The 23,656-nt window shown below is 60.3% G+C and carries 20 protein-coding genes; 15 read left to right on the top strand and 5 right to left on the bottom strand.

Translation table 11 applies throughout. The annotated features are described in order from the left end of the window. Positions 1–378: 378 nt before the first annotated feature. The 8 genes from lptF to pdxJ all read left to right on the top strand — a co-directional run bounded on the left by lptF (position 379) and on the right by pdxJ (position 8,780). Positions 379–1,497: an LPS export ABC transporter permease LptF gene (lptF, locus tag HGP31_RS25330; protein ID WP_020799454.1), complete on the top strand. Its 1,119-nt coding sequence runs from the start codon at positions 379–381 to the stop codon at positions 1,495–1,497. Beyond that, positions 1,490–2,551 carry an LPS export ABC transporter permease LptG gene (gene lptG, locus HGP31_RS25325; protein WP_020799455.1) on the top strand — a complete coding sequence of 354 codons (1,062 nt, stop codon included), beginning with the start codon at positions 1,490–1,492 and terminating at the stop codon, positions 2,549–2,551. Before lptF ends, lptG begins: the two co-directional genes overlap by 8 nt. A gap of 171 nt (positions 2,552–2,722) precedes the next feature. Next, complete coding sequence (gene lepA / locus HGP31_RS25320) at positions 2,723–4,522, top strand: translation elongation factor 4 (protein WP_020799456.1); 1,800 nt, start codon at positions 2,723–2,725, stop codon at positions 4,520–4,522. Between the two features lie 5 nt (positions 4,523–4,527). Beyond that, positions 4,528–5,382, top strand: coding sequence for a signal peptidase I (gene lepB / locus HGP31_RS25315; protein WP_020799457.1), 855 nt, complete (start codon positions 4,528–4,530; stop codon positions 5,380–5,382). 184 nt (positions 5,383–5,566) lie between these two features. Further along, positions 5,567–6,256 carry a ribonuclease III gene (rnc, locus tag HGP31_RS25310; protein ID WP_018927089.1) on the top strand — a complete coding sequence of 230 codons (690 nt, stop codon included), beginning with the start codon at positions 5,567–5,569 and terminating at the stop codon, positions 6,254–6,256. Then, positions 6,249–7,151, top strand: coding sequence for a GTPase Era (era, locus tag HGP31_RS25305; protein ID WP_020799458.1), 903 nt, complete (start codon positions 6,249–6,251; stop codon positions 7,149–7,151). The genes rnc and era overlap by 8 nt, the downstream gene beginning before the upstream one ends. A 155-nt stretch (positions 7,152–7,306) precedes the next feature. Beyond that, positions 7,307–7,990: a DNA repair protein RecO gene (recO, locus tag HGP31_RS25300; RefSeq protein ID WP_020799459.1), complete on the top strand. Its 684-nt coding sequence runs from the start codon at positions 7,307–7,309 to the stop codon at positions 7,988–7,990. 49 nt (positions 7,991–8,039) lie between these two features. Further along, positions 8,040–8,780 carry a pyridoxine 5'-phosphate synthase gene (pdxJ, locus tag HGP31_RS25295; protein ID WP_033039429.1) on the top strand — a complete coding sequence of 247 codons (741 nt, stop codon included), beginning with the start codon at positions 8,040–8,042 and terminating at the stop codon, positions 8,778–8,780. A 112-nt stretch (positions 8,781–8,892) separates the two neighbouring features. Here the strand turns inward: pdxJ and mltF are convergent, their stop codons facing one another. Further along, the gene (gene mltF / locus HGP31_RS25290; RefSeq protein WP_168758869.1) at positions 8,893–10,353 is read right to left on the bottom strand and encodes a membrane-bound lytic murein transglycosylase MltF; all 1,461 of its coding nucleotides are present in this window, start codon (positions 10,351–10,353) and stop codon (positions 8,893–8,895) included. Between the two features lie 285 nt (positions 10,354–10,638). Between mltF and purL the strand changes: the two genes are divergently transcribed. Both purL and HGP31_RS25280 read left to right on the top strand, forming a co-directional pair. Beyond that, positions 10,639–14,535 (top strand): phosphoribosylformylglycinamidine synthase, encoded by a 3,897-nt coding sequence (gene purL, locus HGP31_RS25285; RefSeq protein ID WP_168758868.1) that lies wholly within the window; start codon positions 10,639–10,641, stop codon positions 14,533–14,535. A 5-nt stretch (positions 14,536–14,540) separates the two neighbouring features. After that, entirely contained in the window at positions 14,541–14,852 is a 312-nt protein-coding gene (locus tag HGP31_RS25280) for a YqfO family protein (RefSeq protein ID WP_083350192.1), read from the top strand. A gap of 118 nt (positions 14,853–14,970) precedes the next feature. Here the strand turns inward: HGP31_RS25280 and HGP31_RS25275 are convergent, their stop codons facing one another. The 3 genes from HGP31_RS25275 to HGP31_RS25265 form a co-directional block, all read right to left on the bottom strand. Then, entirely contained in the window at positions 14,971–15,567 is a 597-nt protein-coding gene (locus HGP31_RS25275; RefSeq protein ID WP_020799465.1) for a superoxide dismutase, read from the bottom strand. Between the two features lie 176 nt (positions 15,568–15,743). Beyond that, positions 15,744–16,346 carry a LysE/ArgO family amino acid transporter gene (locus HGP31_RS25270; RefSeq protein ID WP_020799466.1) on the bottom strand — a complete coding sequence of 201 codons (603 nt, stop codon included), beginning with the start codon at positions 16,344–16,346 and terminating at the stop codon, positions 15,744–15,746. A 6-nt stretch (positions 16,347–16,352) separates the two neighbouring features. After that, positions 16,353–16,754, bottom strand: a complete 402-nt coding sequence (locus tag HGP31_RS25265) for an ACT domain-containing protein (RefSeq protein ID WP_083349693.1) — start codon at positions 16,752–16,754, stop codon at positions 16,353–16,355. 96 nt (positions 16,755–16,850) lie between these two features. On the opposite strand from HGP31_RS25265, the gene HGP31_RS25260 reads away from it, so the two are divergent. The 4 genes from HGP31_RS25260 to HGP31_RS25245 all read left to right on the top strand — a co-directional run bounded on the left by HGP31_RS25260 (position 16,851) and on the right by HGP31_RS25245 (position 20,736). Further along, entirely contained in the window at positions 16,851–17,744 is an 894-nt protein-coding gene (locus HGP31_RS25260; RefSeq protein WP_020799468.1) for a LysR family transcriptional regulator ArgP, read from the top strand. Between the two features lie 56 nt (positions 17,745–17,800). Continuing rightward, positions 17,801–18,793, top strand: coding sequence for an NAD-dependent epimerase/dehydratase family protein (locus tag HGP31_RS25255; protein WP_033043457.1), 993 nt, complete (start codon positions 17,801–17,803; stop codon positions 18,791–18,793). Between the two features lie 108 nt (positions 18,794–18,901). After that, positions 18,902–19,771 carry an ATPase gene (locus HGP31_RS25250; RefSeq protein ID WP_033043448.1) on the top strand — a complete coding sequence of 290 codons (870 nt, stop codon included), beginning with the start codon at positions 18,902–18,904 and terminating at the stop codon, positions 19,769–19,771. A 116-nt stretch (positions 19,772–19,887) separates the two neighbouring features. Next, complete coding sequence (locus HGP31_RS25245; protein WP_033043449.1) at positions 19,888–20,736, top strand: cache domain-containing protein; 849 nt, start codon at positions 19,888–19,890, stop codon at positions 20,734–20,736. Positions 20,737–20,869: 133 nt separating this feature from the next. Here the strand turns inward: HGP31_RS25245 and HGP31_RS25240 are convergent, their stop codons facing one another. Continuing rightward, on the bottom strand, positions 20,870–22,387 hold the full coding sequence (locus tag HGP31_RS25240; RefSeq protein ID WP_020799472.1) for an MDR family MFS transporter: 1,518 nt from the start codon (positions 22,385–22,387) through the stop codon (positions 20,870–20,872). Positions 22,388–22,759: 372 nt separating this feature from the next. Here HGP31_RS25240 and HGP31_RS25235 point away from each other — a divergent pair, with 372 nt between their 5' ends. After that, positions 22,760–23,656 carry a helix-turn-helix domain-containing protein gene (locus HGP31_RS25235; RefSeq protein ID WP_033043451.1) on the top strand — a complete coding sequence of 299 codons (897 nt, stop codon included), beginning with the start codon at positions 22,760–22,762 and terminating at the stop codon, positions 23,654–23,656.

Raw genomic sequence — 23,656 nt, 5'->3', positions numbered from 1 at the left:
CAAGGTATGGGCAGCGCTTGCTTATAAATAGAAAGGCGCCAGGATCGACCGGCGACGAAGGCGGCAGTTTGAACCTCGCCAGCGGCGCCTGACAACCCTCGGTTGTAGATTGTGGGAGCAGCCGGTCGACGCTCGACTGCTCGCGAAGAACCTGAGGCCGCCGAGGGGCTTTAGACTTCCCGCGTTATCGTTGACGACCATCGTCGGATCGCCGCCCGGAGCGCTCGCTCCTACAGTCCTCCCCATGCATTGCGCAGTGACAGGCGCACCCAATCACAGGATAATGCGCAATCTTTTTTTCGGCGGCCCTGCCTTGCGGGCTGTCTGACGTGTTTGCTTGTTTGGCCGCCATAGCCTGACAACCCTGGAGTGTCTGGTTTGATCGTCTTTCGTTATCTATCCCGCGAAGTCCTGTTGACCTTGAGTGCCGTCAGTGCGGTGCTGCTGGTCATCATCATGAGTGGACGCTTCATCAAGTACCTCGCGCAGGCCGCTTCGGGTCAACTGGATCCGGGCTCACTGTTCCTCATCATGGGTTTTCGCCTGCCGGGATTCCTGCAACTGATCCTGCCGCTGGGCCTGTTTCTCGGGATACTGCTGGCCTACGGCCGCCTGTACCTTGAGAGCGAGATGACCGTGCTGTCGGCCACGGGCATGAGCCAGCAACGCCTGTTTCGCATGACCCTGTTTCCGGCCACCCTGGTTGCGCTGGTCGTTGCCTGGTTGAGCCTGAGCCTGGCGCCACAAGGCGCCAATCAGTTCCAGCTGCTGCTGAACAAGCAGGACGCCCTGACCGAGTTCGACACCCTGGAGCCTGGCCGTTTCCAGGCCCTGCGCGATGGCACGCGGGTGACCTATACCGAGCAGTTGTCTGATGACCGCGTCCATCTGGCGGGGGTCTTCATCTCGCAAAAGAACCTCGGTTCCGACAACAAGGATCGCGGGATCTCCGTGCTGGTGGCGGAAAAAGGCCGCCAGGAAATCCGCCCCGACGGTAACCGCTACCTGATCCTCGATAACGGCTACCGCTATGACGGCAATCCGGGGCAGGCCGATTACCGGGCGATCAAGTACGACGAATACGGCGTGTTGCTGCCCAAGCCGGACGTCAGCGACGAAGTGACCGACCGTGACGCGATGCCCACGAGCTCCTTGCTGGGCAGCGATGACCTGCGTTCGCGCACCGAGCTGCAATGGCGCCTGTCCCTGCCGCTGCTGGTGTTCATCGTCACCTTGATGGCGGTGCCGTTGTCGCGGGTCAACCCGCGCCAGGGACGTTTCCTCAAGTTGTTGCCGGCAATCCTTCTTTATATGGCCTACCTGACTATCCTGATTGCCGCTCGCGGTGCGCTTGAAAAGGGCAAGATCCCACCAGCGCTGGGCTTATGGTGGGTGCATGGGATATTCCTGGCCATTGGCCTGGGTCTGCTCTATTGGGAGCCTTTGCGCTTGAAGATGGCGAGTCGCCGCAGTGCGCTGGAGGTGGCCCGTGGTTAAGCTCGACCGCTACATCGGCAGCAGTGTGTTCATGGCGATCCTGGCGGTATTGGGGATTATTCTCGGCCTGGCCACGTTGTTTGCGTTCATCGACGAGATGGGCGATGCCAGTGATACCTATACATTGCTCGACGTCATGAGCTACGTGCTGCTGACGGCACCACGCCGGCTCTACGACATGCTGCCGATGGCAGCCTTGATCGGTTGCCTGATCGGTCTCGGCAGCCTGGCCAGCAACAGTGAGCTGACCATCATGCGTGCGGCTGGCGTGTCCATCGGGCGGATCGTCTGGGCGGTCATGAAGCCGATGCTGGTGCTGATGGTGGTGGGAGTGCTGATTGGCGAATACGTCGCGCCGGCGACTGAAAGCACCGCCCAGGCCAACCGCTCGCTGGCCCAGGGCAGTGGCGATGCGCAAAGCGCCAAACACGGTTTGTGGCATCGCCAGGGTGACGAATTCATCCACGTCAACTCCGTACAACCCAATGGCCTGCTGTACGGCGTGACCCGCTACCACTTCGACAAGGAGCGGCACATGCTGTCGGCGAGCTTCGCCAAGCGCGCCGAGTTCGACAAGGATCACTGGCAGTTGTCCGATGTCACCACCACGGTGTTCCACGAAAGGAACACTGAAGTGGTGAGCGCCCCGGTCGAGCGCTGGGATGTGGCATTGAGCCCGCAGTTGCTGAGCACCGTGGTCATGGCGCCGGAATCGCTGTCGATCTCGGGGCTGTGGGGCTATATCCACTATCTGGCTGAGCAGGGGCTGAACAATGGCCGTTACTGGCTGGCATTTTGGGTCAAGGTGTTGCAGCCGCTGGTTACCGCTGCCCTGGTGCTGATGGCGATCTCCTTCATCTTTGGTCCGTTGCGCTCGGTGACCCTCGGTCAGCGGGTATTTACCGGTGTGCTGGTCGGTTTCACCTTCCGCATTGCCCAGGATTTGTTGGGGCCTTCAAGCCTGGTCTTCGGTTTTTCGCCACTGTTTGCGGTGCTCGTGCCAGCCGGTGTCTGTGCCCTGGCGGGGCTGTGGTTGCTGCGTCGCGCCGGTTGATGGCGACTTGTTCATCGCTTCGCTGCTGATAAAAAACGCCCCTGTCACAAGACCGGGGCGTTTTTGTACGGGCCGTCTGGCCTGCAAACGTGACGCTTGCGCCGTGGATCAGGTACAATTCCCGGCTATTTTTCGGCGGGCTATGCCTGCAGCCTTTTTGAGTGTTGATCCGTGAGTGATTTGAGTCATATCCGCAATTTCTCCATCATCGCCCACATTGACCATGGCAAGTCGACGCTGGCCGATCGCTTCATCCAGATGTGCGGCGGCCTGGCCGAGCGTGAAATGGAAGCCCAGGTACTGGATTCCATGGATCTTGAGCGCGAGCGCGGGATCACCATCAAGGCGCACAGCGTCACGCTTTACTACAAGGCTCGTGATGGCGTCACTTACCAGCTGAATTTCATCGATACTCCAGGTCACGTTGACTTCACCTATGAGGTGAGCCGATCGCTGGCCGCCTGTGAAGGCGCGCTGCTGGTGGTCGATGCCGGTCAAGGCGTTGAGGCGCAGTCGGTTGCCAACTGCTACACGGCGATCGAACAGGGCCTGGAAGTGATGCCGGTGCTGAACAAGATCGACCTGCCACAGGCTGATCCGGACCGCGTAAAAGAAGAAATCGAAAAAATCATCGGCATCGATGCCACCGACGCGGTCACTTGCTCTGCCAAGACCGGCCTGGGCGTCGATGAGGTGTTGGAGCGTCTGGTTACCACCATTCCTGCACCCACCGGCAACATCGAAGATCCGCTGCAAGCGTTGATCATCGACTCCTGGTTCGACAACTACCTGGGCGTCGTGTCCCTGGTGCGCGTGCGTCACGGCCGCGTGAAGAAGGGTGACAAGATCCTGGTCAAGTCCACTGGCAAGATCCACCTAGTGGACAGCGTCGGTGTATTCAACCCGAAACACACCCCTACCGCTGACCTGAAGGCCGGTGAAGTGGGCTTCATCATCGCCAGCATCAAGGACATTCACGGTGCCCCCGTGGGCGACACCCTGACCTTGAGTTCGACGCCGGACGTCGATGTGCTGCCAGGTTTCAAGCGCATCCAGCCGCAGGTCTACGCCGGTCTGTTCCCGGTCAGCTCCGACGACTTCGAAGATTTCCGTGAGGCCCTGCAAAAGCTCACCCTGAACGATTCGTCGCTGCAGTACACCCCGGAAAGCTCTGACGCCCTGGGCTTCGGCTTCCGTTGCGGGTTCCTCGGCATGCTGCACATGGAAATCATCCAGGAGCGCCTGGAGCGCGAGTATGACCTGGACCTGATCACCACGGCGCCGACGGTAATCTTCGAGCTGCTGCTCAAGACCGGCGAGACGATCTACGTCGATAACCCGTCGAAGTTGCCGGACCTGTCTTCCATCGAAGACATGCGCGAGCCGATCGTGCGCGCCAATATCCTTGTGCCGCAAGAGCACTTGGGTAACGTCATTACGTTGTGCATCGAAAAACGTGGTGTGCAGGTCGACATGCTGTTCCTGGGCTCCCAGGTACAAGTGACCTACGACTTGCCGATGAACGAAGTGGTCCTGGACTTCTTCGATCGCCTGAAATCCACCAGTCGCGGCTATGCTTCGCTGGATTACCATTTCGATCGTTACCAATCGGCTAGTCTGGTGAAACTGGACGTGCTGATCAACGGCGACAAGGTCGACGCGCTGGCGTTGATCGTGCACCGTGACAATGCGCACTACAAAGGTCGCCAGTTGACCGAGAAGATGAAGGAACTGATTCCGCGGCAGATGTTCGACGTGGCAATCCAGGCCGCCATTGGCGGGCAGATTGTGGCGCGTACAACCGTCAAGGCGCTCAGAAAGAACGTATTGGCCAAATGCTACGGTGGTGACGTGAGCCGTAAGAAAAAGCTGCTGGAAAAGCAAAAGGCCGGTAAGAAACGCATGAAGCAGGTCGGCAACGTGGAAATTCCACAAGAAGCCTTCCTTGCCGTGCTCAGGTTGGATAGTTAGGTCCTATGTCACTAAATTTCCCGCTGTTGCTGGTCATCGCCGTATTCGTCTGCGGCCTGTTGGCGTTGCTTGATCTGTTGATCCTGGCGCCGCGTCGGCGTGCCGCCATCGCCTCCTATCAGGGCAGCGTCAGCCAGCCTGATGGGGTGGTGATCGAGAAACTGGGCAAGGAACCGTTGCTGGTCGAATACGGCAAGTCGTTCTTCCCGGTGCTGTTCATCGTACTGGTGCTGCGTTCGTTCCTGGTGGAACCGTTCCAGATCCCATCGGGCTCGATGAAACCGACCCTGGACGTCGGCGACTTCATTCTGGTGAGCAAGTTTTCCTACGGGATTCGCTTGCCGGTGATCGACAAGAAAATCATCGAAGTCGGTGAGCCACAGCGTGGCGATGTGATGGTGTTCCGCTATCCGAGTGATCCGAACGTCAACTACATCAAGCGTGTAGTGGGGCTGCCGGGCGATACGGTGCGGTACACCGCTGACAAGCGTCTGTTCGTCAACGGTGAGTCGATTGCCGAAAAGCTGGTCGGCTCCGAGCCGGGCACGCTGGGCAGTGCCGAGCTCTACAAGGAAAAACTCGGTGTCGCCGAGCACTTGATCCGCAAGGAAATGAGTCGCTATCGCGCAACACCGGACCGTACATGGACAGTGCCTGCCGGGCACTACTTCATGATGGGCGACAACCGCGACAACTCCAACGACAGTCGCTACTGGGATGATCCAGCCATTCCCAAGGATCTGCTGGGCATGGTTCCCGACAAGAATATCGTCGGCAAGGCCTTCGCGGTCTGGATGAGCTGGCCGGAACCCAAACTCAGTCACCTGCCGAATTTCTCGCGGGTTGGCCTGATCCAGTAATCAAGCACGGCGCTGTTCAACACAGCGCCGAATGCATTTCTGGAGTCGGCACAATCGGCGACAGAGGCATGAAAACAACGATATTCAGGACGTTATTTTTGAACACAGCGTTAATTGTCCCAGGCCTGCGCCGACTCCCGGCGATGGCGGTGGAATCCAACCACGAACTCAGCGTGGGTAAACCGTGAGCGTCTCCTTAAGCCGTCTCGAGCGTCAGCTCGGCTATACCTTCAAGGATCAGGAACTGATGGTCCTGGCCCTGACTCACCGCAGTTTTGCCGGGCGTAACAACGAACGCCTGGAATTCCTCGGTGATGCCATCCTCAACTTCGTTGCTGGCGAGGCGCTGTTCGATCGCTTCCCGCTGGCCCGCGAAGGCCAGTTGTCGCGTTTGCGCGCACGCCTGGTCAAAGGTGAGACCCTGGCCGTACTGGCCCGTGGTTTCGATCTGGGCGAGTACCTGCGCCTGGGCTCCGGCGAACTGAAAAGCGGCGGTTTTCGTCGCGAGTCGATTCTGGCCGATGCCCTGGAAGCGCTGATTGGCGCGATCTACCTGGACGCCGGCATGGAAGTGGCGCGCGAGCGCGTGCTGGCCTGGCTGGCTGGGGAGTTCGAAGGCCTGACGCTGGTCGACACCAACAAAGATCCAAAAACCCGCCTGCAGGAATTCCTGCAGTCCCGTGGTTGCGAGCTGCCGCGTTACGAAGTGGTGGATATCCAGGGTGAACCGCATTGCCGGACGTTCTTCGTCGAATGTGAAATCATCCTATTGAATGAAAAAAGCCGAGGTCAGGGTGTGAGCCGTCGTATTGCCGAACAGGTAGCGGCCGCCGCAGCACTGATTGCCCTGGGTGTGGAGAATGGCAATGACTGATACAAACGCAACGCGCTGTGGCTATGTTGCCATCGTCGGCCGTCCGAACGTGGGCAAGTCCACGCTGCTCAACCACATCCTCGGCCAAAAGCTGGCGATCACCTCGCGCAAGCCGCAAACCACCCGTCACAACATGCTCGGCATCAAGACCGAGGGTGATGTGCAGGCGATCTACGTCGATACGCCCGGTATGCACAAGGGCGGCGAAAAAGCCTTGAACCGCTACATGAACAAGACTGCCTCGGCGGCATTGAAAGACGTCGACGTGGTGATCTTCGTGGTGGATCGCACCAAGTGGACCGACGAAGACCAGATGGTCCTCGAGCGCGTGCAATACGTGACCGGCCCGCTGATCGTTGCGCTGAACAAGACCGATCGCATCGAAGACAAGGCCGAGCTGATGCCGCACCTGAGCTGGTTGCAGGAGCAGTTGCCGAACGCACAGATCATCCCGATTTCGGCGCAGCACGGGCACAACCTCGACGCGCTGGAAAAAGTCATCGCTGATCATCTGCCGGAAAACGATCACTTCTTCCCGGAAGACCAGATTACCGACCGCAGCAGCCGTTTCCTCGCCGCCGAGCTGGTACGCGAAAAAATCATGCGCCAGTTGGGCGCCGAGCTGCCGTACCAGATCACCGTCGAAATCGAAGAGTTCAAGCAGCAGGGCAAGACCCTGCATATCCATGCCTTGATCCTCGTCGAGCGTGATGGCCAGAAGAAGATCATCATTGGCGACAAGGGCGAGCGCATCAAGCGCATCGGCACTGAAGCGCGCAAGGACATGGAGCTGTTGTTCGACTCCAAGATCATGCTCAACCTGTGGGTCAAGGTGAAGGGCGGCTGGTCCGACGACGAGCGTGCCCTGCGTTCGCTGGGCTACGGCGACCTCTAAGACTGCATAACGATCCACTGTGGGAGCGAGCCTGCTCGCGAAGAGGATGTAACATTCAGCATTGATGTTGACTGTTCCACCGCTTTCGCGAACAGGTTCGCTCCCACAGTGGTTTTGGGTTGTCAGCAAAATCGCGATCCATCATTGAGAGCTCCATGTCCCAACCCATCCCCCAACCCGCCTACGTCCTCCATTCCCGTGCCTACCGCGAAAACAGCGCCTTGGTGGACTTCCTCACGCCGCAAGGTCGGCTGCGGGCGGTATTGCGCAGTGCGCGGGGCAAGGCCGGGACGCTGGCGCGGCCGTTCGTGCCGCTGGAGGTCGAGTTTCGCGGGCGTGGCGAGCTGAAAAATGTTGGGCGCATGGAGAGCGCCGGCATCGCCACCTGGCTCAACGGTGAGGCACTGTTCAGCGGTCTTTATCTCAATGAGCTGTTGATTCGCCTGCTACCCGCCGAAGACCCTTTCCCTTCGGTGTTCGATCACTACGCCGCGACCTTGCTCGCCCTGGCCGAAGGTCGGGCGTTGGAGCCGTTACTGCGTTCGTTCGAATGGCGCTTGCTGGATGACCTGGGCTACGGCTTTTCATTGACTACCGATATCCACGACGAACCCGTTGCGCCAGACGGTCTCTACCGTTTGCAGGTGGATGCGGGGCTGGAGCGGGTCTATCTGCTGCAGCCCGGTTTGTTCAACGGCGCCGAATTGCTGGCCATGGCTGAAGCTGACTGGAGTGCCCCTGGTGCATTGTCAGCGGCCAAGCGTTTGATGCGCCAGGCACTGGCTGTTCACTTGGGCGGTCGTCCACTGGTCAGTCGCGAGCTGTTTCGCAAGCCGTAGTCTCCCCGTATGCTGTGCACCGAACTTTTTCTTATTCTGGAGCGCTTCCGTGACCACCAGCACCCGCATTCTTCTTGGCGTGAACATCGACCACGTTGCCACCCTGCGTCAGGCCCGGGGCACGCGCTACCCGGATCCGGTCAAGGCGGCACTGGATGCGGAAGAGGCGGGCGCGGATGGCATCACCGTGCACCTGCGCGAAGACCGCCGGCACATCCAGGAGCGCGACGTGCTGGTGCTCAAGGACGTGCTGCAAACCCGCATGAACTTCGAAATGGGCGTCACTGAAGAAATGATGCAATTCGCCGAGCGCATCCGTCCGGCGCATATCTGCCTGGTGCCGGAAACCCGCCAGGAGTTGACCACCGAAGGTGGGCTGGACGTGGCGGGGCAGGAGGCGCGGATCAAGGCTGCTGTGGAGCGCCTGTCGAGGATTGGCTCTGAAGTGTCGCTGTTCATCGATGCCGACGAACGGCAAATCGAAGCATCGCGTCGCGTCGGTGCGCCAGCCATCGAACTGCACACCGGTCGTTATGCCGATGCCGAGACGCCGACCGAAGTGGCTGAAGAGCTAAAGCGCGTCGCCGACGGCGTAGCGTTCGGCCTGGCGCAGGGCCTGATCGTCAATGCCGGCCACGGTCTGCACTATCACAACGTCGAGGCGGTGGCCGCGATCAAGGGCATCAACGAACTGAACATCGGCCATGCGCTGGTAGCCCATGCGTTGTTCGTGGGCTTCAAGTCGGCGGTTTCGGAGATGAAGGCGCTGATTCTGGCGGCTGCCCGGTAGGAGCGAGCATGCTCGCGAAAAACCTGAGGGCGCCGCGGGGCATCAGGTTTTTCGCGTCATCATTGACGACCATCGCGAGCAAGCCGGCTCCCACATTTGATTGAGGTGTCTGTTAGAGCGGGGCAGGTTCCTGGGCCGGCTTGGTCTTGTCGATGCCCGGCACATGCAGGTTGCCCTCGGCGACCTGATCGCCTTCAAGCTGCGGCTGCGTTACCCAGGTCAGGATGTCGTAGTAGCGACGGATGTTCGCCACGAAATGCACGGGCTCGCCGCCACGGGCGTAGCCGTAACGGGTTTTGCTGTACCACTTTTTCTCGGACAGGCGCGGCAGGATTTTTTTCACGTCCAGCCATTTGTCGGGATTCAACCCTTCCTTGGCCGCCAGCTTGCGGGCGTCATCAAGGTGACCGCTGCCGACGTTGTAGGCGGCCAGGGCAAACCAGGTGCGATCCGGTTCCTGGATCGACTCGTCGAGCTGATCCTTTATGTAGGCCAGGTACTTGGCGCCGCCCATGATGCTCTGCTTGGGATCGAGGCGGTTGGACACGCCCATGGCTTGCGCGGTGTTCTGGGTCAGCATCATCAGGCCGCGCACACCGGTCTTGGACGTCACGGTCGGTTGCCACAGGGACTCCTGATAACCGATCGCCGCCAGCAGGCGCCAGTCGACCTGTTCTTTCTTGGCGTAGGCCTTGAAGTGCGGTTCGTACTTGGGCAGGCGCTGCTGCAAGTGCTGGGCGAACGTGGTCGCGCCCATGTAGCCGAGTACATCGACATGCCCGTAATAACGGTCCTTCAGGCGTTGCAGGGTGCCGTTTTTCTTGACCTTGTCCAGATACTCGTTGATCTCGTTGAGCAGGCTGTTGTCGTCGCCCGGCGCCACGGCCCAGCTCTGGTTGCTGGCGTCACCCAGGTCGAAGGCAACGCGGATGTTGGTGAAGTACACCTGGTTCATCGCGACTTCATTGGAGTCTACCAATGTCAGATCGATCTGACCTTCGTCGACCATGCGCAGGAGATCCACGACCTCGACCGCGTCGGATTCTTCGTATTCGATACCGGGAAATTTCTGTTTCAGCTGTGCGAGCTGCTCGGCATGGGTGCTGCCCTTGAGCACCATGATCTTCTTGCCGACCAGGTCTTTCGCGTCGGTAGGGCGCGACTTGCCGTTGCGGTAGATGACCTGTGGGGTGACTTCCAGGTAGGGATGGGAGAACCGCACCTGTTTTTTGCGTGCTTCGCTGCTGACCAGGCCGGCAGCCGCCAGGACCGGGCCATTGGGCTTGCCCACCTGACTGAACAGGTCGTCGAGGTTGTCGGCCGTCTCGATCTTGAGATCGACCCCCAGATCGTCGGCGAAGCGCTTCACCAGCTCGTATTCGAAGCCGGTTTCACCGTTGCGATCCTGAAAGTAGGTGGCGGGGCTGTTACGGGTAACCACCCGCAGCACACCATCCTCCTTTACGCGCTCCAGTGTGTTGGGTTTATCAACACAGCCACTGAGCATCAGGAAGAGTCCGGTTGCGATCAGCCATTTGGCGTACCGCGGACGCAAAGCCGTTGGGGAAAACATTTGCGCAGTATACGCAAAGGACCACGAGCGCCATATCTCGACAGCAACAGGGTAGTCTGCTAGAGATCGCAAAAGCCGCCAAAACCCCACTGGAACGGGCCTTTTCAGCATTTTGATACAGTAAAAATAAGCTGTCGTCACCCGGCGGGTTAACCTGACTTTCGGGGCAGAAACACAGATCGGCACTCGAGTGCAACCGTGCGTAGCGTTTCGGGTGCTGTCGCTGGCTGTTTAGGCTAGAATGCACGGCCTCAAAGCACACCCCTTCCCGAGGCTGTCCCGAAGATGTTGATCCTGCGCGGCGCTCCTGCCCTTTCTGCCTTTCGCCACAGCAAGCTCCTTGAGCAACTGAGCCAGAAGGTTCCGGCTGTCAGTGGCCTGTATGCTGAATTCGCTCACTTCGCCGAAGTTACCGGCGACCTGACCGGCGACGAACAGCAGGTGCTTGCGCGCCTTCTGAAGTACGGTCCAAGCGTTCCGGTCCAGGAGCCGACCGGTCGTCTGTTCCTGGTGTTGCCACGTTTCGGCACCATCTCGCCCTGGTCGAGCAAGGCCAGCGACATCGCTCGCAACTGCGGCCTGACCAAGATCCAGCGTATCGAGCGCGGCATTGCCTTCTATGTGGCTGGCCAGTTCAGCGACTCTGAAGCCCAGTTGATCGCCGACGCACTGCACGACCGCATGACCCAGATCGTCCTGGGCAACCTCGAACAGGCTGCCGGCCTGTTCAGCCACGCCGAACCCAAGCCCCTGACCGCGATCGACGTGTTGGGTGGCGGCCGCGCCGCGCTGGAAAAAGCCAACACCGAGCTGGGCCTGGCCCTGGCTGAAGACGAAATCGACTACCTGGTCAACGCCTTCGTCGGCTTGAAGCGCAACCCGCACGACATCGAACTGATGATGTTCGCCCAGGCGAACTCCGAGCACTGCCGTCACAAGATCTTCAACGCCAGTTGGGACATCGACGGCGAAAGCCAGGAAAAAAGCCTGTTCGGCATGATCAAGAACACCTACGTGATGCACAGCGAGGGCGTTCTGTCGGCTTACAAGGACAACGCCTCGGTGATCGTCGGCTCCGTGGCCGGGCGTTTCTTCCCGGACCCCGAAACCCGCCAGTACGGCGCGGTGCAGGAGCCGGTGCACATCCTGATGAAGGTTGAAACCCATAACCACCCGACCGCGATTGCCCCGTTCCCGGGCGCGTCCACCGGTTCCGGTGGCGAGATTCGTGACGAAGGCGCGACCGGTCGTGGCGCCAAGCCAAAAGCTGGCCTGACCGGTTTCACCGTGTCCAACCTGCAGATCCCGGGCTTCTTACAGCCGTGGGAAGTGCCGTACGGTAAGCCCGAGCGCATCGTTACCGCGCTGGACATCATGATCGAAGGCCCACTGGGCGGCGCTGCGTTCAACAACGAATTCGGTCGTCCGGCACTGACCGGCTACTTCCGTACCTTCGAACAGTCGATCAGCACCCCGCACGGTGATGAAGTGCGCGGTTACCACAAGCCGATCATGCTGGCTGGCGGCATGGGCAACATCCGTGAAGAACACGTCAAGAAAGGCGAGATCGTGGTCGGCTCCAAGCTGATCGTGCTCGGCGGCCCGGCGATGTTGATCGGCCTGGGCGGCGGCGCGGCTTCTTCCATGGCCACCGGCACCAGTTCGGCAGACCTGGACTTCGCCTCCGTGCAGCGTGAAAACCCTGAGATGGAGCGTCGCTGCCAGGAAGTCATCGACCGTTGCTGGCAACTGGGCGACAAGAACCCGATCAGCTTCATCCACGACGTGGGTGCGGGCGGCCTGTCCAACGCCTTCCCGGAACTGGTCAATGACGGCGACCGTGGTGGCCGTTTCGAACTGCGCAACATTCCAAACGACGAGCCGGGCATGGCCCCGCACGAAATCTGGAGTAACGAATCCCAGGAACGCTACGTGCTGGCAGTCGGCCCGGCCGACTTCGATCGCTTCAAGGCGATCTGCGAACGTGAGCGTTGCCCGTTTGCCGTCGTCGGCGAAGCCACGGCCGAGCCGCAGCTGACCGTCACCGACAGCCACTTCGGCAACAGCCCGGTGGACATGCCGCTCGAAGTGCTGTTGGGCAAAGCCCCGCGCATGCACCGTTCGGTAGTGCGTGAAAACGAGCTGGGCGACGATTTCGATCCGTCGACCCTCGACATCGGCAATTGCGTCGAGCGCGTCCTGCATCACCCGGCCGTCGCGAGCAAGAGCTTCCTGATCACCATCGGCGACCGCACCATCACCGGCCTCGTGGCCCGTGACCAAATGGTCGGCCCATGGCAGGTGCCGGTGGCCGACGTTGCCGTCACCGCCACCAGCTTCGACGTCTACACCGGTGAAGCCATGGCCATGGGCGAGCGCACTCCGCTGGCACTGCTGGACGCTCCGGCGTCGGGCCGCATGGCCATCGGCGAAACCCTGACCAACATCGCCGCTTCGCGTATCGGCAAGATCTCCGACATCAAGTTGTCGGCGAACTGGATGTCCGCTGCCGGTCACCCGGGTGAAGACGCACGTCTGTACGACACCGTGAAAGCGGTCGGCATGGAATTGTGCCCTGAGCTGGGCATCACCATTCCAGTGGGCAAGGACTCGATGTCCATGGCCACTCGCTGGAACGATGAAGGCGTGGACAAGGCCGTGACCTCGCCAATGTCCCTGATCGTGACCGGTTTCGCGCCAGTGACTGACATCCGTCAGACCCTGACCCCGCAACTGCGCATGGACAAGGGCACCACCGACCTGATCCTGATCGACCTGGGCCGTGGCCAGAACCGCATGGGCGCCTCGATCCTGGCCCAGGTGCATGGCAAGCTCGGCAAGCAGGCTCCGGACGTCGACGACGCCGAAGACCTGAAAGCCTTCTTCGCGGTGATCCAGGGCCTCAACGCCGACGGTCACCTGCTGGCTTACCACGACCGTTCCGACGGTGGTCTGCTGACCAGCGTGGTGGAAATGGCCTTCGCCGGTCATTGCGGCCTGAGCCTGAACCTCGACGGCCTGGCAGAAACGTCTGCTGACATCGCCGCGATCCTGTTCAACGAAGAACTGGGCGCCGTGATCCAGGTTCGCCAGGACGCTACCGCCGACATCCTGGCGCAATTCAGCGCTGCCGGCCTTGGCGAGTGCGTGTCGGTGATCGGCCAGCCGATCAACAATGGCCAGATCAACATCACCTTCAACGGTGACACCGTGTTCGAAGGCCAGCGTCGTCTGCTGCAACGCCAGTGGGCCGAGACCAGCTACCAGATCCAGCGTCTGCGTGACAACGCCGACTGCGCCGATCAAGAGTTCGACGTGCTGCTGGAAGAAGACAACCCGGGCCTTAGCGTCAAGCTCAGCTACGACGTCAACCAGGACATCGCCGCGCCTTACATCAAGAAAGGCATCCGCCCACAGGTTGCCGTGCTGCGTGAGCAGGGCGTCAACGGTCAGGTGGAAATGGCTGCCGCGTTCGATCGCGCCGGTTTCAACGCGATCGACGTGCACATGAGCGACATCCTGGCCGGTCGTGTCGACCTGAACGAGTTCAAGGGCCTGGTTGCCTGCGGCGGCTTCTCCTACGGTGACGTACTCGGCGCCGGTGAAGGCTGGGCCAAGTCGGCGCTGTTCAACAGCCGCGCCCGCGATGCGTTCCAGGGTTTCTTCGAGCGTAACGACAGCTTCACCCTCGGCGTGTGCAACGGTTGCCAGATGATGTCCAACCTGCACGAGCTGATCCCGGGCAGCGAGTTCTGGCCGCACTTCGTGCGTAACCGTTCCGAGCAGTTCGAAGCGCGCGTGGCGATGGTGCAGATCCAGGAGTCGAACTCGATCTTCCTGCAGGGCATGGCCGGTTCGCGCATGCCGATCGCCATCGCCCACGGTGAAGGCCATGCCGAGTTCGCCAGCGAAGAAGCGTTGCTGGAAGCTGATCTGTCCGGTTGCGTGGCGATGCGTTTCGTCGACAACCATGGCAAGGTCACCGAAACCTACCCGGCCAACCCGAACGGCTCGCCGCGCGGGATCACCGGATTGACCAGCCGCGACGGGCGCGTGACCATCATGATGCCGCACCCGGAGCGTGTGTTCCGTGCCGTGCAGAACTCGTGGCGTTCGGAAGACTGGAACGAAGACGCGCCTTGGATGCGTATGTTCCGTAATGCGCGTGTGTGGGTGAACTGATAGCTGTGTACAAGCTCGCTTTCTTCGTTCCCGACAGCCATGTCGAAGTGGTCAAAAGTGCCGTATTCGCCGCCGGTGGCGGGCGGATCGGCACTTACGATCACTGTGCCTGGCAGGTGTTGGGCCAGGGCCAGTTTCGTCCACTGGATGGCAGTCAGCCGTTCATTGGCGAGGCGGGGCAGGTCGAGCGAGTGGAGGAATGGAAGGTCGAGCTTGTGGTGGCCGATGAGTTGATTGGCTCGGTGGTGGCGGCTCTGAAACAGAGTCACCCCTACGAGACGCCGGCATACGAAGTGTGGCGGTTGGAGGATTTCTGATCCTTTGGTCGCGGCAATAAAAAACCCGCTGATTCGTCAGCGGGTTTTTTATTGCCCGCATTTTTCTTCGGGCGTAAAAAACCCGGCATGAAAGCCGGGTTTTTCAGGAGCGTCGAGCTTAAGCGGTGAAGGTTTTGCCTTCGAACTGCTCAGCCACGAACTTCCAGTTAACCAGGTTCCAGAACGCCTCAACGTACTTCGGACGCAGGTTGCGGTAGTCGATGTAGTAAGCGTGTTCCCAAACGTCGCAGGTCAGCAGCGGGGTGTCGCCGTTGGTCAGCGGGTTGCCGGCACCGATGGTGCTGGCCAGGCCCAGGGAGCCGTCAGCCTTTTTCACCAGCCAGCCCCAACCGGAACCGAAAGTACCGATGGAAGTCTTGCTGAACTCTTCCTTGAACTTGTCGAACGAACCGAAGGCTGCGTTGATGGCGTCAGCCAGCGCGCCGGTTGGTTGACCGCCAGCGTTTGGCGCCAGGCAGTTCCAGTAGAAAGTGTGGTTCCACACTTGAGCGGCGTTGTTGAAGATGCCGCCCGAGGAAGTCTTGACGATTTCTTCCAGGGTCTTGCCTTCGAACTCGGTGCCTGGCACCAGGTTGTTCAGGTTCACGACATAGGTGTTGTGGTGCTTGTCGTGGTGATATTCCAGGGTTTCCTTGGAAATGTGCGGCTGCAGGGCATCGTGTGCGTACGGCAGCGGCGGCAATTCGAAAGCCATGATGATTCTCCTAATCAGGTCTGTTGCGGTGAGCGCAAGGCCGATCACGGGCGGCCAAACAAGCGCCGGGGAGTTTGTACTCTTTGCGGCGCAGGGATCGGATCATAGCACCGGGGGTGCGGCATAACCACGCAACAACTGTGTGGAATAGAGGTTCCAGAGCCATTTGGAATAAATCAGCCAGCGCTGATCAGCTGCAATGCTACGGCGAACATCATCACCGCCACCAACAGGTCAAGAATTCGCCAGGTGCTTGGCCGCGCCAGCCACGGCGCTAGCCATGCCGCACCGAGTGCCAAGGTAAAGAACCACAGCAATGACGCACTGGCCGCCCCAACTACATAAGCGCCGGGCTCCGTTTGCTGGGCGCCGAGGGAGCCAATCAACAGAACGGTGTCCAGGTAAACGTGCGGGTTGAGCAGGGTAACCGCCAACGCACTGAGCATCACCGCGCGCAACGAACGAACGGTCTGGTTCTCACCTTGTTGCAGACTCTGTCTGGAGCAGGCCCGACGCAACGCCTGGCTGCCATACCACAACAGAAACGCCGCGCCGCCCCAACGGGCAATGGCCAGCAGGGTCGGGTTTTGTGCCAGCACCGTGGCCAGGCCGAATACCCCGGCGGCCACCAGTAATGCATCGCAGGCCACGCAGAGTGCCGCCACCGGCAGGTGATGTTCACGTCGCAGGCTTTGCGCCAGTACGAATGCGTTCTGCGTGCCGATCGCCATGATCAGGCCGAAGGCCACCAACAGGCCGTTCATATAGCTTTGCCACATTATTTTTTACTCCGCGTTGGCTGCCAAGTCGCGCAGCACTTGCATCGCGCGTTCGGCGTCGGCCTGGCCGACAAACAAATGGTCGTGGTAGTAACCGGCGATCACATTGCAGCTGATCCCGGCATGGCCCAGGGCCGTGGCGAACGCGGCGGTCAGTCCGACGGCTTCGAGGGCCGAATGCACGTTCAGGGTGATCCACGCGGCGATGTAGTCGAAGCTGTATCCAGCCTGTTCTGCATGGGAGCGTTCGAGAATTACGGTCAGGCCTTCCTGCTCGCGAAAGCTGCCGATGATTTCCAGGCCCGCGGGCAATTGGCCGTTGGCCAGGGTGCAGAACACGTACTCGCCGGCATTGAGTTGCGGGCTCATGCTGCGCAGTAGCGTTGCCAGTGAAGTTTCGCCAGCCATGAGGAGGATCCTTGTGCAAGAGTTCGTGCTGGCCATTTTCCAGTAGTAACCTGTATAAGAAAAACCAATATTGCTGATCGCTCATTAGGAAAACTGATGTTCGACTATAAATTGCTTTCTGCCCTGGCTGCGGTGGTCGAGCAGGCCGGTTTTGAACGGGCAGCCCAGGTGTTGGGTTTGTCGCAATCGGCTATCTCCCAGCGCATCAAACTGCTCGAGGCGCGGGTCGGCCAACCGGTGTTGGTGCGGGGCACGCCGCCGTCACCGACCGAGATCGGCCGGCGGCTGCTCAACCATGTGCAGCAGGTACGTCTGCTTGAACGGGATTTGCAGACGCTGGTGCCGGCGCTGGACGAAGAGGGCCTGCCGGAACGCCTGCGAATCGCCCTGAATGCCGACAGCCTCGCGACCTGGTGGGCCCAGGCGGTGGGGGAATTTTGCGCGCAACACCACCTGTTGATGGATCTGGTGGTCGAGGACCAGACCGTCGGCCTCAAGCGCATGCGCGCAGGTGAAGTCGCGGCGTGCCTGTGTGCCAGTGAGCGCCCGGTAGCCGGTGCGCGCAGCGTATTGCTCGGGGCGATGCGTTACCGTGCATTGGCCAGCCCGGCCTTCATTGCGCGGCACTTTCCCCAAGGCGTGCGCGCCGATCAGTTGGCCCGGACTCCTGCGCTGGTGTTCGGCCCGGACGACTTCCTGCAGCATCGCTACCTGGCATCCCTGGGCGTCGATGGCGGTTTCGAACACCATCTTTGCCCATCGTCTGAAGGCTTTATCCGCCTCACCGAGGCCGGGCTTGGCTGGGGCCTGGTGCCGGAACTTCAGGTGCGCGAACAACTGGAGCGCGGCATTTTGCTGGAGCTTTTGCCAGATAAACCGATCGACGTGCCGCTGTACTGGCATCATTGGCGCAATGGCGGTCAGTTGCTGGGGTTGCTGACCGAGCAATTGGTGCAGGTGTCCCGGCAATGGTTGGTGCCGTTGGGCTGACAGGCAGCGTCAAGACCTCACGCAATACGCAAAAAACGAAATATTCGGAGCACTACATGAAGATTCTGGTCACCGGCGCAAGCGGCTTCATTGGCGGGCGCTTTGCGCGTTTCGCCCTGGAGCAGGGCCTGGACGTGCGGGTCAACGGTCGCCGGGCCGAAAGCGTCGAACATCTGGTGCGCCGTGGCGCGGAGTTTATCCAGGGCGACTTGTGCGATCCGCTGCTGGCACGCGACCTGTGCTCCGAGGTCGAGGCCGTGGTGCATTGCGCCGGTGCCGTTGGCCTGTGGGGGCGTTATCAGGATTTTCACCTGGGCAACGTCCAGGTCACCGAAAACGTGGTTGAAGCCTGCCTGAAGCAGCGGGTTCGGCGCCTGGTGCACTTGTCGTCGCCGTCGATCTATTTCGATGGTCGCGATCATCTGGGATTGACCGAAGAGCAGGTGCCTAAACGCTTCAAGCACCCGTACGCCGCGACCAAGTACCTGGCCGAGCAAAAAGTTTTCGGCGCCCAGGAGTTTGGCCTCGAAACCCTGGCGCTGCGCCCGCGTTTCGTGACCGGGGCCGGTGACATGAGCATCTTCCCGCGGTTGCTCAAGATGCAGCGCAAGGGGCGCCTGGCGATCATTGGCAACGGTTTGAACAAGGTCGACTTCACCAGCGTGCACAACCTCAATGAAGCGTTGCTCAGCAGTTTGCTGGCCACTGGTTCAGCCCTGGGCAAGGTGTACAACATCAGCAACGGCGCGCCGATCCCGTTGTGGGATGTGGTCAATTACGTCATGCGTAAAATGGAAGTCCCACAAGTCACGCGCTACCGTTCCTACGGCCTGGGCTACAGTGTCGCGGCGCTCAACGAGGGGTTCTGCAAGTTGTGGCCGGGTCGTCCCGAACCCACCCTGTCGCGACTGGGCATGCAGGTCATGAAGAAAAATTTCACCCTGGATATCAGTCGCGCCCGGCATTATCTGGACTACGACCCCAAGGTCAGTCTCTGGACGGCGCTCGATGAATTCTGCGCCTGGTGGAAGGCCCAGGACATTCGCTGAAATCGGCTTCACTGAACCGAGGTTGGGCTTCGGGGTCAATCGTTGCGGCCGTGGGGGGTTATACTGCGCCGCATCAAGCCAACACCGTGTTTCACAAAGGTTGACTCAATGTCCATGCGTAACGATGCCAACGATGACTTCGACGATGTACCGAGCCTGCGTGCAGACATCCTCGATGATGATTTCCCGAAGAGCACCCGCACCTCCGTGCACTCGCGCACGCCGCCAGTGGTCAAGGTCAAGGCGGCGAGTACCGGCCCGTTGTGGGCACTGGTCGGCGCCCTGTTCTTTGCCTTCGCAGGCCTTGCCTGGTGGAGCTTCCAGCAAATTTCGCTGATGGAGCAACAGCTGGTGGCAACCCAGGAAAGCTTTGCGCGAATCAGTGAAGAAGCGGCGGGGCGCCTGCAGGATATTTCCGGCAAGGTGGTCGCCAGCCAGACTAACGTCAGTACCGACAGCGAAGCGCTGAAGCTGCAAATCCGGCAGCTGCAAAATCAGCTGCAGGATCAGGGCAAGCAACAACAGGGCGTCGCCGGCCAGGCCTCGGACCTGGACAAACGCCTGGCGCAGATGACCGCGCAGACCAGCGACCTGGAAAAGCGCCTCGCCGAGATGGCCGCCCAGGACACCGAGCAGCAAAAGGCCAATGCGCAAGTGCAGGAGCAGGTCAAAGCCTTGGGCAGTGAACTGGCCACGCTGAAAAATACCCCGGCGGATACCGAGAAATTCGATGCGCAACTGAAGAGCCTGGGCGCCGACATCACGGCGCTGAAGAAACAGGGCAATCCGAACGCTGCCATCGATCGCCTGGAGCAGGACATCGTGGTTCTCAAAAGCCAGCAGGACAACCGTCCAGGCACCTCTCAAGGCGCAAGCACTGCTGAGTTCGATGCCTTCCGCAGCCAGGTCACCCGAACCATCAACAGCCTGCAAGCGCAGATCCAGAACCTGCAACAGCAGCTGCGCACTCGCCAGTAAGCCCTGCCTCATTCCCGGTTCGCCGGGAATGATCCCCGCCTCGATTCGCTGAATGTCCCTGCATGCGCCATTGCCGTCTACGCTCTTGAAACATCAAGAGAACGGGGGGACGTGCCATGGGAGTTGTGCAAAAGTTGGCCTGTTTGGGGGGCATGCTGTTGATGTGCCTAGGCCAGGTTCAAGCTGCCGAAACGGAAAAGGCCGACAGCCAGGCCGCCATCGCTTTGCTGGAAAAAGCCCTGGCCTACTACCACGACAATGGCGACAAGGCTTTCGCCGCCTTCAGCCGTCAGGGCGAGTTTGTCGACCAGGACCGGTATGTCTTCGTGGTCGATACCAAGGGCGTGATGCTCGCCAGCGGTGGGCCGTCGGCTGCATTGATTGGCCGGGATGTGTCGGATGTGCTCGGGCCGGATCTGCAGAAGGCCTTCAAGGATGCGCTCAAAGTGCCCGAGGGCAATGGCATCCAGCAAGCGGAGTACCGTTGGCAAAACTGGTCCGACGGCAAGGTCGAGCGCAAGCATGTCTACTATCAGCGAGTCGGCCAGCGAATCCTCGCGGTCGGTTACTACCTGCCACGGGCTTCAGCGGAGCAAGCCATGGCCTTGCTGAACAAGGCGGCGGCCGACCTGGCCAAGGACGAGAAGGGCACCCTGAAAGCCATCAACTCTCTGAAGGGCGGTTACCTGCAGGATGACCTGTATGTCTTCGTCGTCGACCTCGATACCCGGCGCTATGTCGCCCATGGCACCAACTTGCGATTGATCAACACGGATTTCAGCAAGATCAATGATCCGGATGGCAAGCCGGTGGGGGAGCCGATGCTGGCGCTGATCGCGAAACAGGATTACGGCGAGTATGAATACCGCTGGAAAAACCCGGTGACCGGTAAGGTCGAGAACAAGCATGCCTATCTGAAGAAGGTCGGGCATTTCCTGGTGGCGGTGGGGTATTACAGCCCTTGAATGGTATTGCCTGATACACCGCATTCGCGAGCAGGCCGCTCCCGCATTGAATCTCCAGTGATCACACATTTTGTGTACTCTGGAAATCATTGTGGGAGCGAGCCTGCTCGCGAATGCGGGCGACTCGGTCTCTCTACCGGACCTTGTCCTCGCGCCCGCGGAGCACCCTGTCCGGCATGGCGATCGCCGCCGCCAACCCCAGCAGCGACACCGCCGCACTTACCATCAACAGATGCCTGAACGTCAGCAACAGTTCAGCGCGCAGGGCATCCTGCGCGTCACCCTGTGCGGCGTTCAGGCCATCCAGCAAGACATTCCCCGAGTGACCCTCGGCCAACAGCGAAGAGCCAGCCAGGTGGGCGAAGCTCGAATCCTGCAACAACGCCAGCAACAGCGCCGACATCAGTGCCACGCCCACCGCTCCGCCCAATGAACGGAACAGGTTGGTGGTGCTGGTGGCAACGCCGATGTCTCGCTGTTGCACCGAGTTCTGCGTGCCGACCAGGGAGGTCGGAAACTGCATGCCCGAGGCGATACCGCAGAACAGCATGAACAGGCTGCTCAGCCAAAAGGACTGTGGCGGGCTGAACGCCATACCGAGAATCGACAACGGCATGAGCAGGGCGCCGGTCAGGATCATCGGTTTGTAGCGTCCGGTCACGGAGGTACGGCGGCCGGCGAAATATGCGCCAATCGGCAAGCCCATGGCCAGCGGCAGCAGGTGCAGGGCAGCGCTGTCGGCACCGGCACCGGTGACACTCTGGAAACGCAGGGGCATCAGCACGATCAACGAGATGGCCTGGAAACTGGTGAAGAAAATCGTGCACCAGCACAGGATCGCATTGCGGTTGGTGAACAGGTGCATCGGCAGCAATGGCTCCGATGCGCGTCGTTCATGCAGCACGAACAGGCCCAGCACCGCTGCCGCACAAGCCAGTAACCCCAATACTTCGGTACTGCGCCAGGAGTGCCCCTGACCGAATTGGGTGATGCCCAGCAGCAACGCCGTCAGTCCGATGATCATCAACAGGGTACCGAGGTAATCGATCACCGGTTTGCGTTGCGGAATCGGCAAGCCGACCAGCGTGCGATTGGCCACCAGCCATGCTCCCACGCCCAGCGGCAAATTGATCAGGAAGACCCAACGCCAGGAAAGGTATTCGGTCATGTATCCGCCCAGCACCGGGCCGGCGACGCTGGCCACCGCATACATGCTGCTGAAATAGCCCTGATAACGGCCGCGCTCACGGGGGGGCACGATGTCGCCGATGATTGCCTGGCTGACGGAGATCATTCCACCGGCTCCGATCCCCTGGAGAATTCGCGCCAGCACCAGTTGCTCCATGCTCTGGGCCATGCCACAGAACAGCGACGCCAGGGTGAATAACCCCATGCCAAACAGCATCAATTTGCGCCTGCCGTACAGATCGCCCAGCTTGCCGTAGATCGGCACCGCCACCGTCATCGCCACCATGTAGCCGGATATCACCCAGGCCAGCAAACTGACGTCCTTGAACTGTGCGGAAATGGCTGGCATCGACACAGCAACGATGGTTTGGTCCAGCGCACCGAGGAAAATAGCCAGCATCAGCGCGATCAGCACGCTGCGGATGGCCGGTTTGGGCAATTCAGGCTGGTGGAAAGTGGTCACGAATAAACCTGCGGCAGTGAATGACCCGCCAGTCAAGGCGAGCGGGATGCTCGCCAGTGTAAGTCGATAGGAGGCTATTCGATAGCCTCATATGGAAGGCCTGGCCCATCGTTTTGCAAACCTTCGACCTGACGAGCGGCCATGCGGTCGCGGATGACTCCTGTCTGGCCTTAGACCATCACCGTTTTGCAACGGGTCAGCCCTTGCAGATCCCACGCGGCGGGGGGCGGTGATGGATTTTTATGGATCGAGTGCTTGCAATTTTCCCTTGCGGGTCGGTCAATTGAAGGTGAAAACTGAGCGGGTAGCTGTACATTCTGCCATTCGGTGCGATTATCGCCCGTCGTCCATTCCGAAACCTGGATTGAAGTGATGAACAAGCCTGACCTGCCTTCGATTCCGGTGTTCAAGCTCTACGGTGAAAGCCTGGATTGGCCGACCCCGGACTTGCTGCACTGTGAAACCATTTCCAAACGCAGTCGCGAACACCAATGGGAAATCAAACCCCACCGCCACGCCGATTTATGTCAGTTGCTCTTCGTGTTCAAAGGTCAGGCAGAGCTTGAAATCGAAGGCAAACGTTCGCAACTGACCGAACCGGCGATCCAGATCCTGCCGCCGTTGTCGGTGCATGGTTTTCGGTTCAGTGAAGACGTCGAGGGGTTCGTGGTCACCCTCGCGGCACCGCTTATCGCGCATCTTCAGGCGCAATTGGGGCATTCGGTGAATGCCCTGGCCCAGGCCGAGAGCTACCCGGCAGGCCAGGACGCCGCGTACCTCAACAGTCTGTTCAGCGCGTTGCAGAACGAATACACCGGCCACCAACCGGCGCGGGAAATGCTCATGCATTCGCTGGTCAGCGTGATCATGGTGTGGGTCAGCCGCCAGGTGATCCAGCGCCGGTCAGCGGGTCAACGACCGCAGCGGGCGCGGGAATACCTCAATGGCTACATCCAGTTGGTGGAAGAAACCTACCGCCAGCACGTCAAGGTTGAAGACCTGGCCCATCGGCTGGGGATTTCGGTCTCTCACCTCAATGGCACCTGCCGCGAGTTGGCGGGGCAACCGGCATTGCAGATCATGCACGAACGGCAGTTGTTGGAGGCCAAGCGCTTGCTGACCTACACCAGCATGACCATCTATGAAATGTCCGACGTGTTGGGGTTCTCTGATCCGACCAACTTCACGCGCCTGTTCCGACGCCGCGTTGGCATCTCGCCAAAGGCGTTCCGCGATCGCTTGAAGGCCGATCAGGACAAAGAAGGCTGA

Origin of the sequence: Pseudomonas umsongensis, assembly GCF_012647205.1 — a bacterium.
Taxonomy (GTDB): domain Bacteria; phylum Pseudomonadota; class Gammaproteobacteria; order Pseudomonadales; family Pseudomonadaceae; genus Aquipseudomonas; species Aquipseudomonas umsongensis.
The sequence above is the reverse complement of the archived record's forward strand: the minus strand, read 5'-3'. Positions and strand labels throughout refer to the sequence as shown.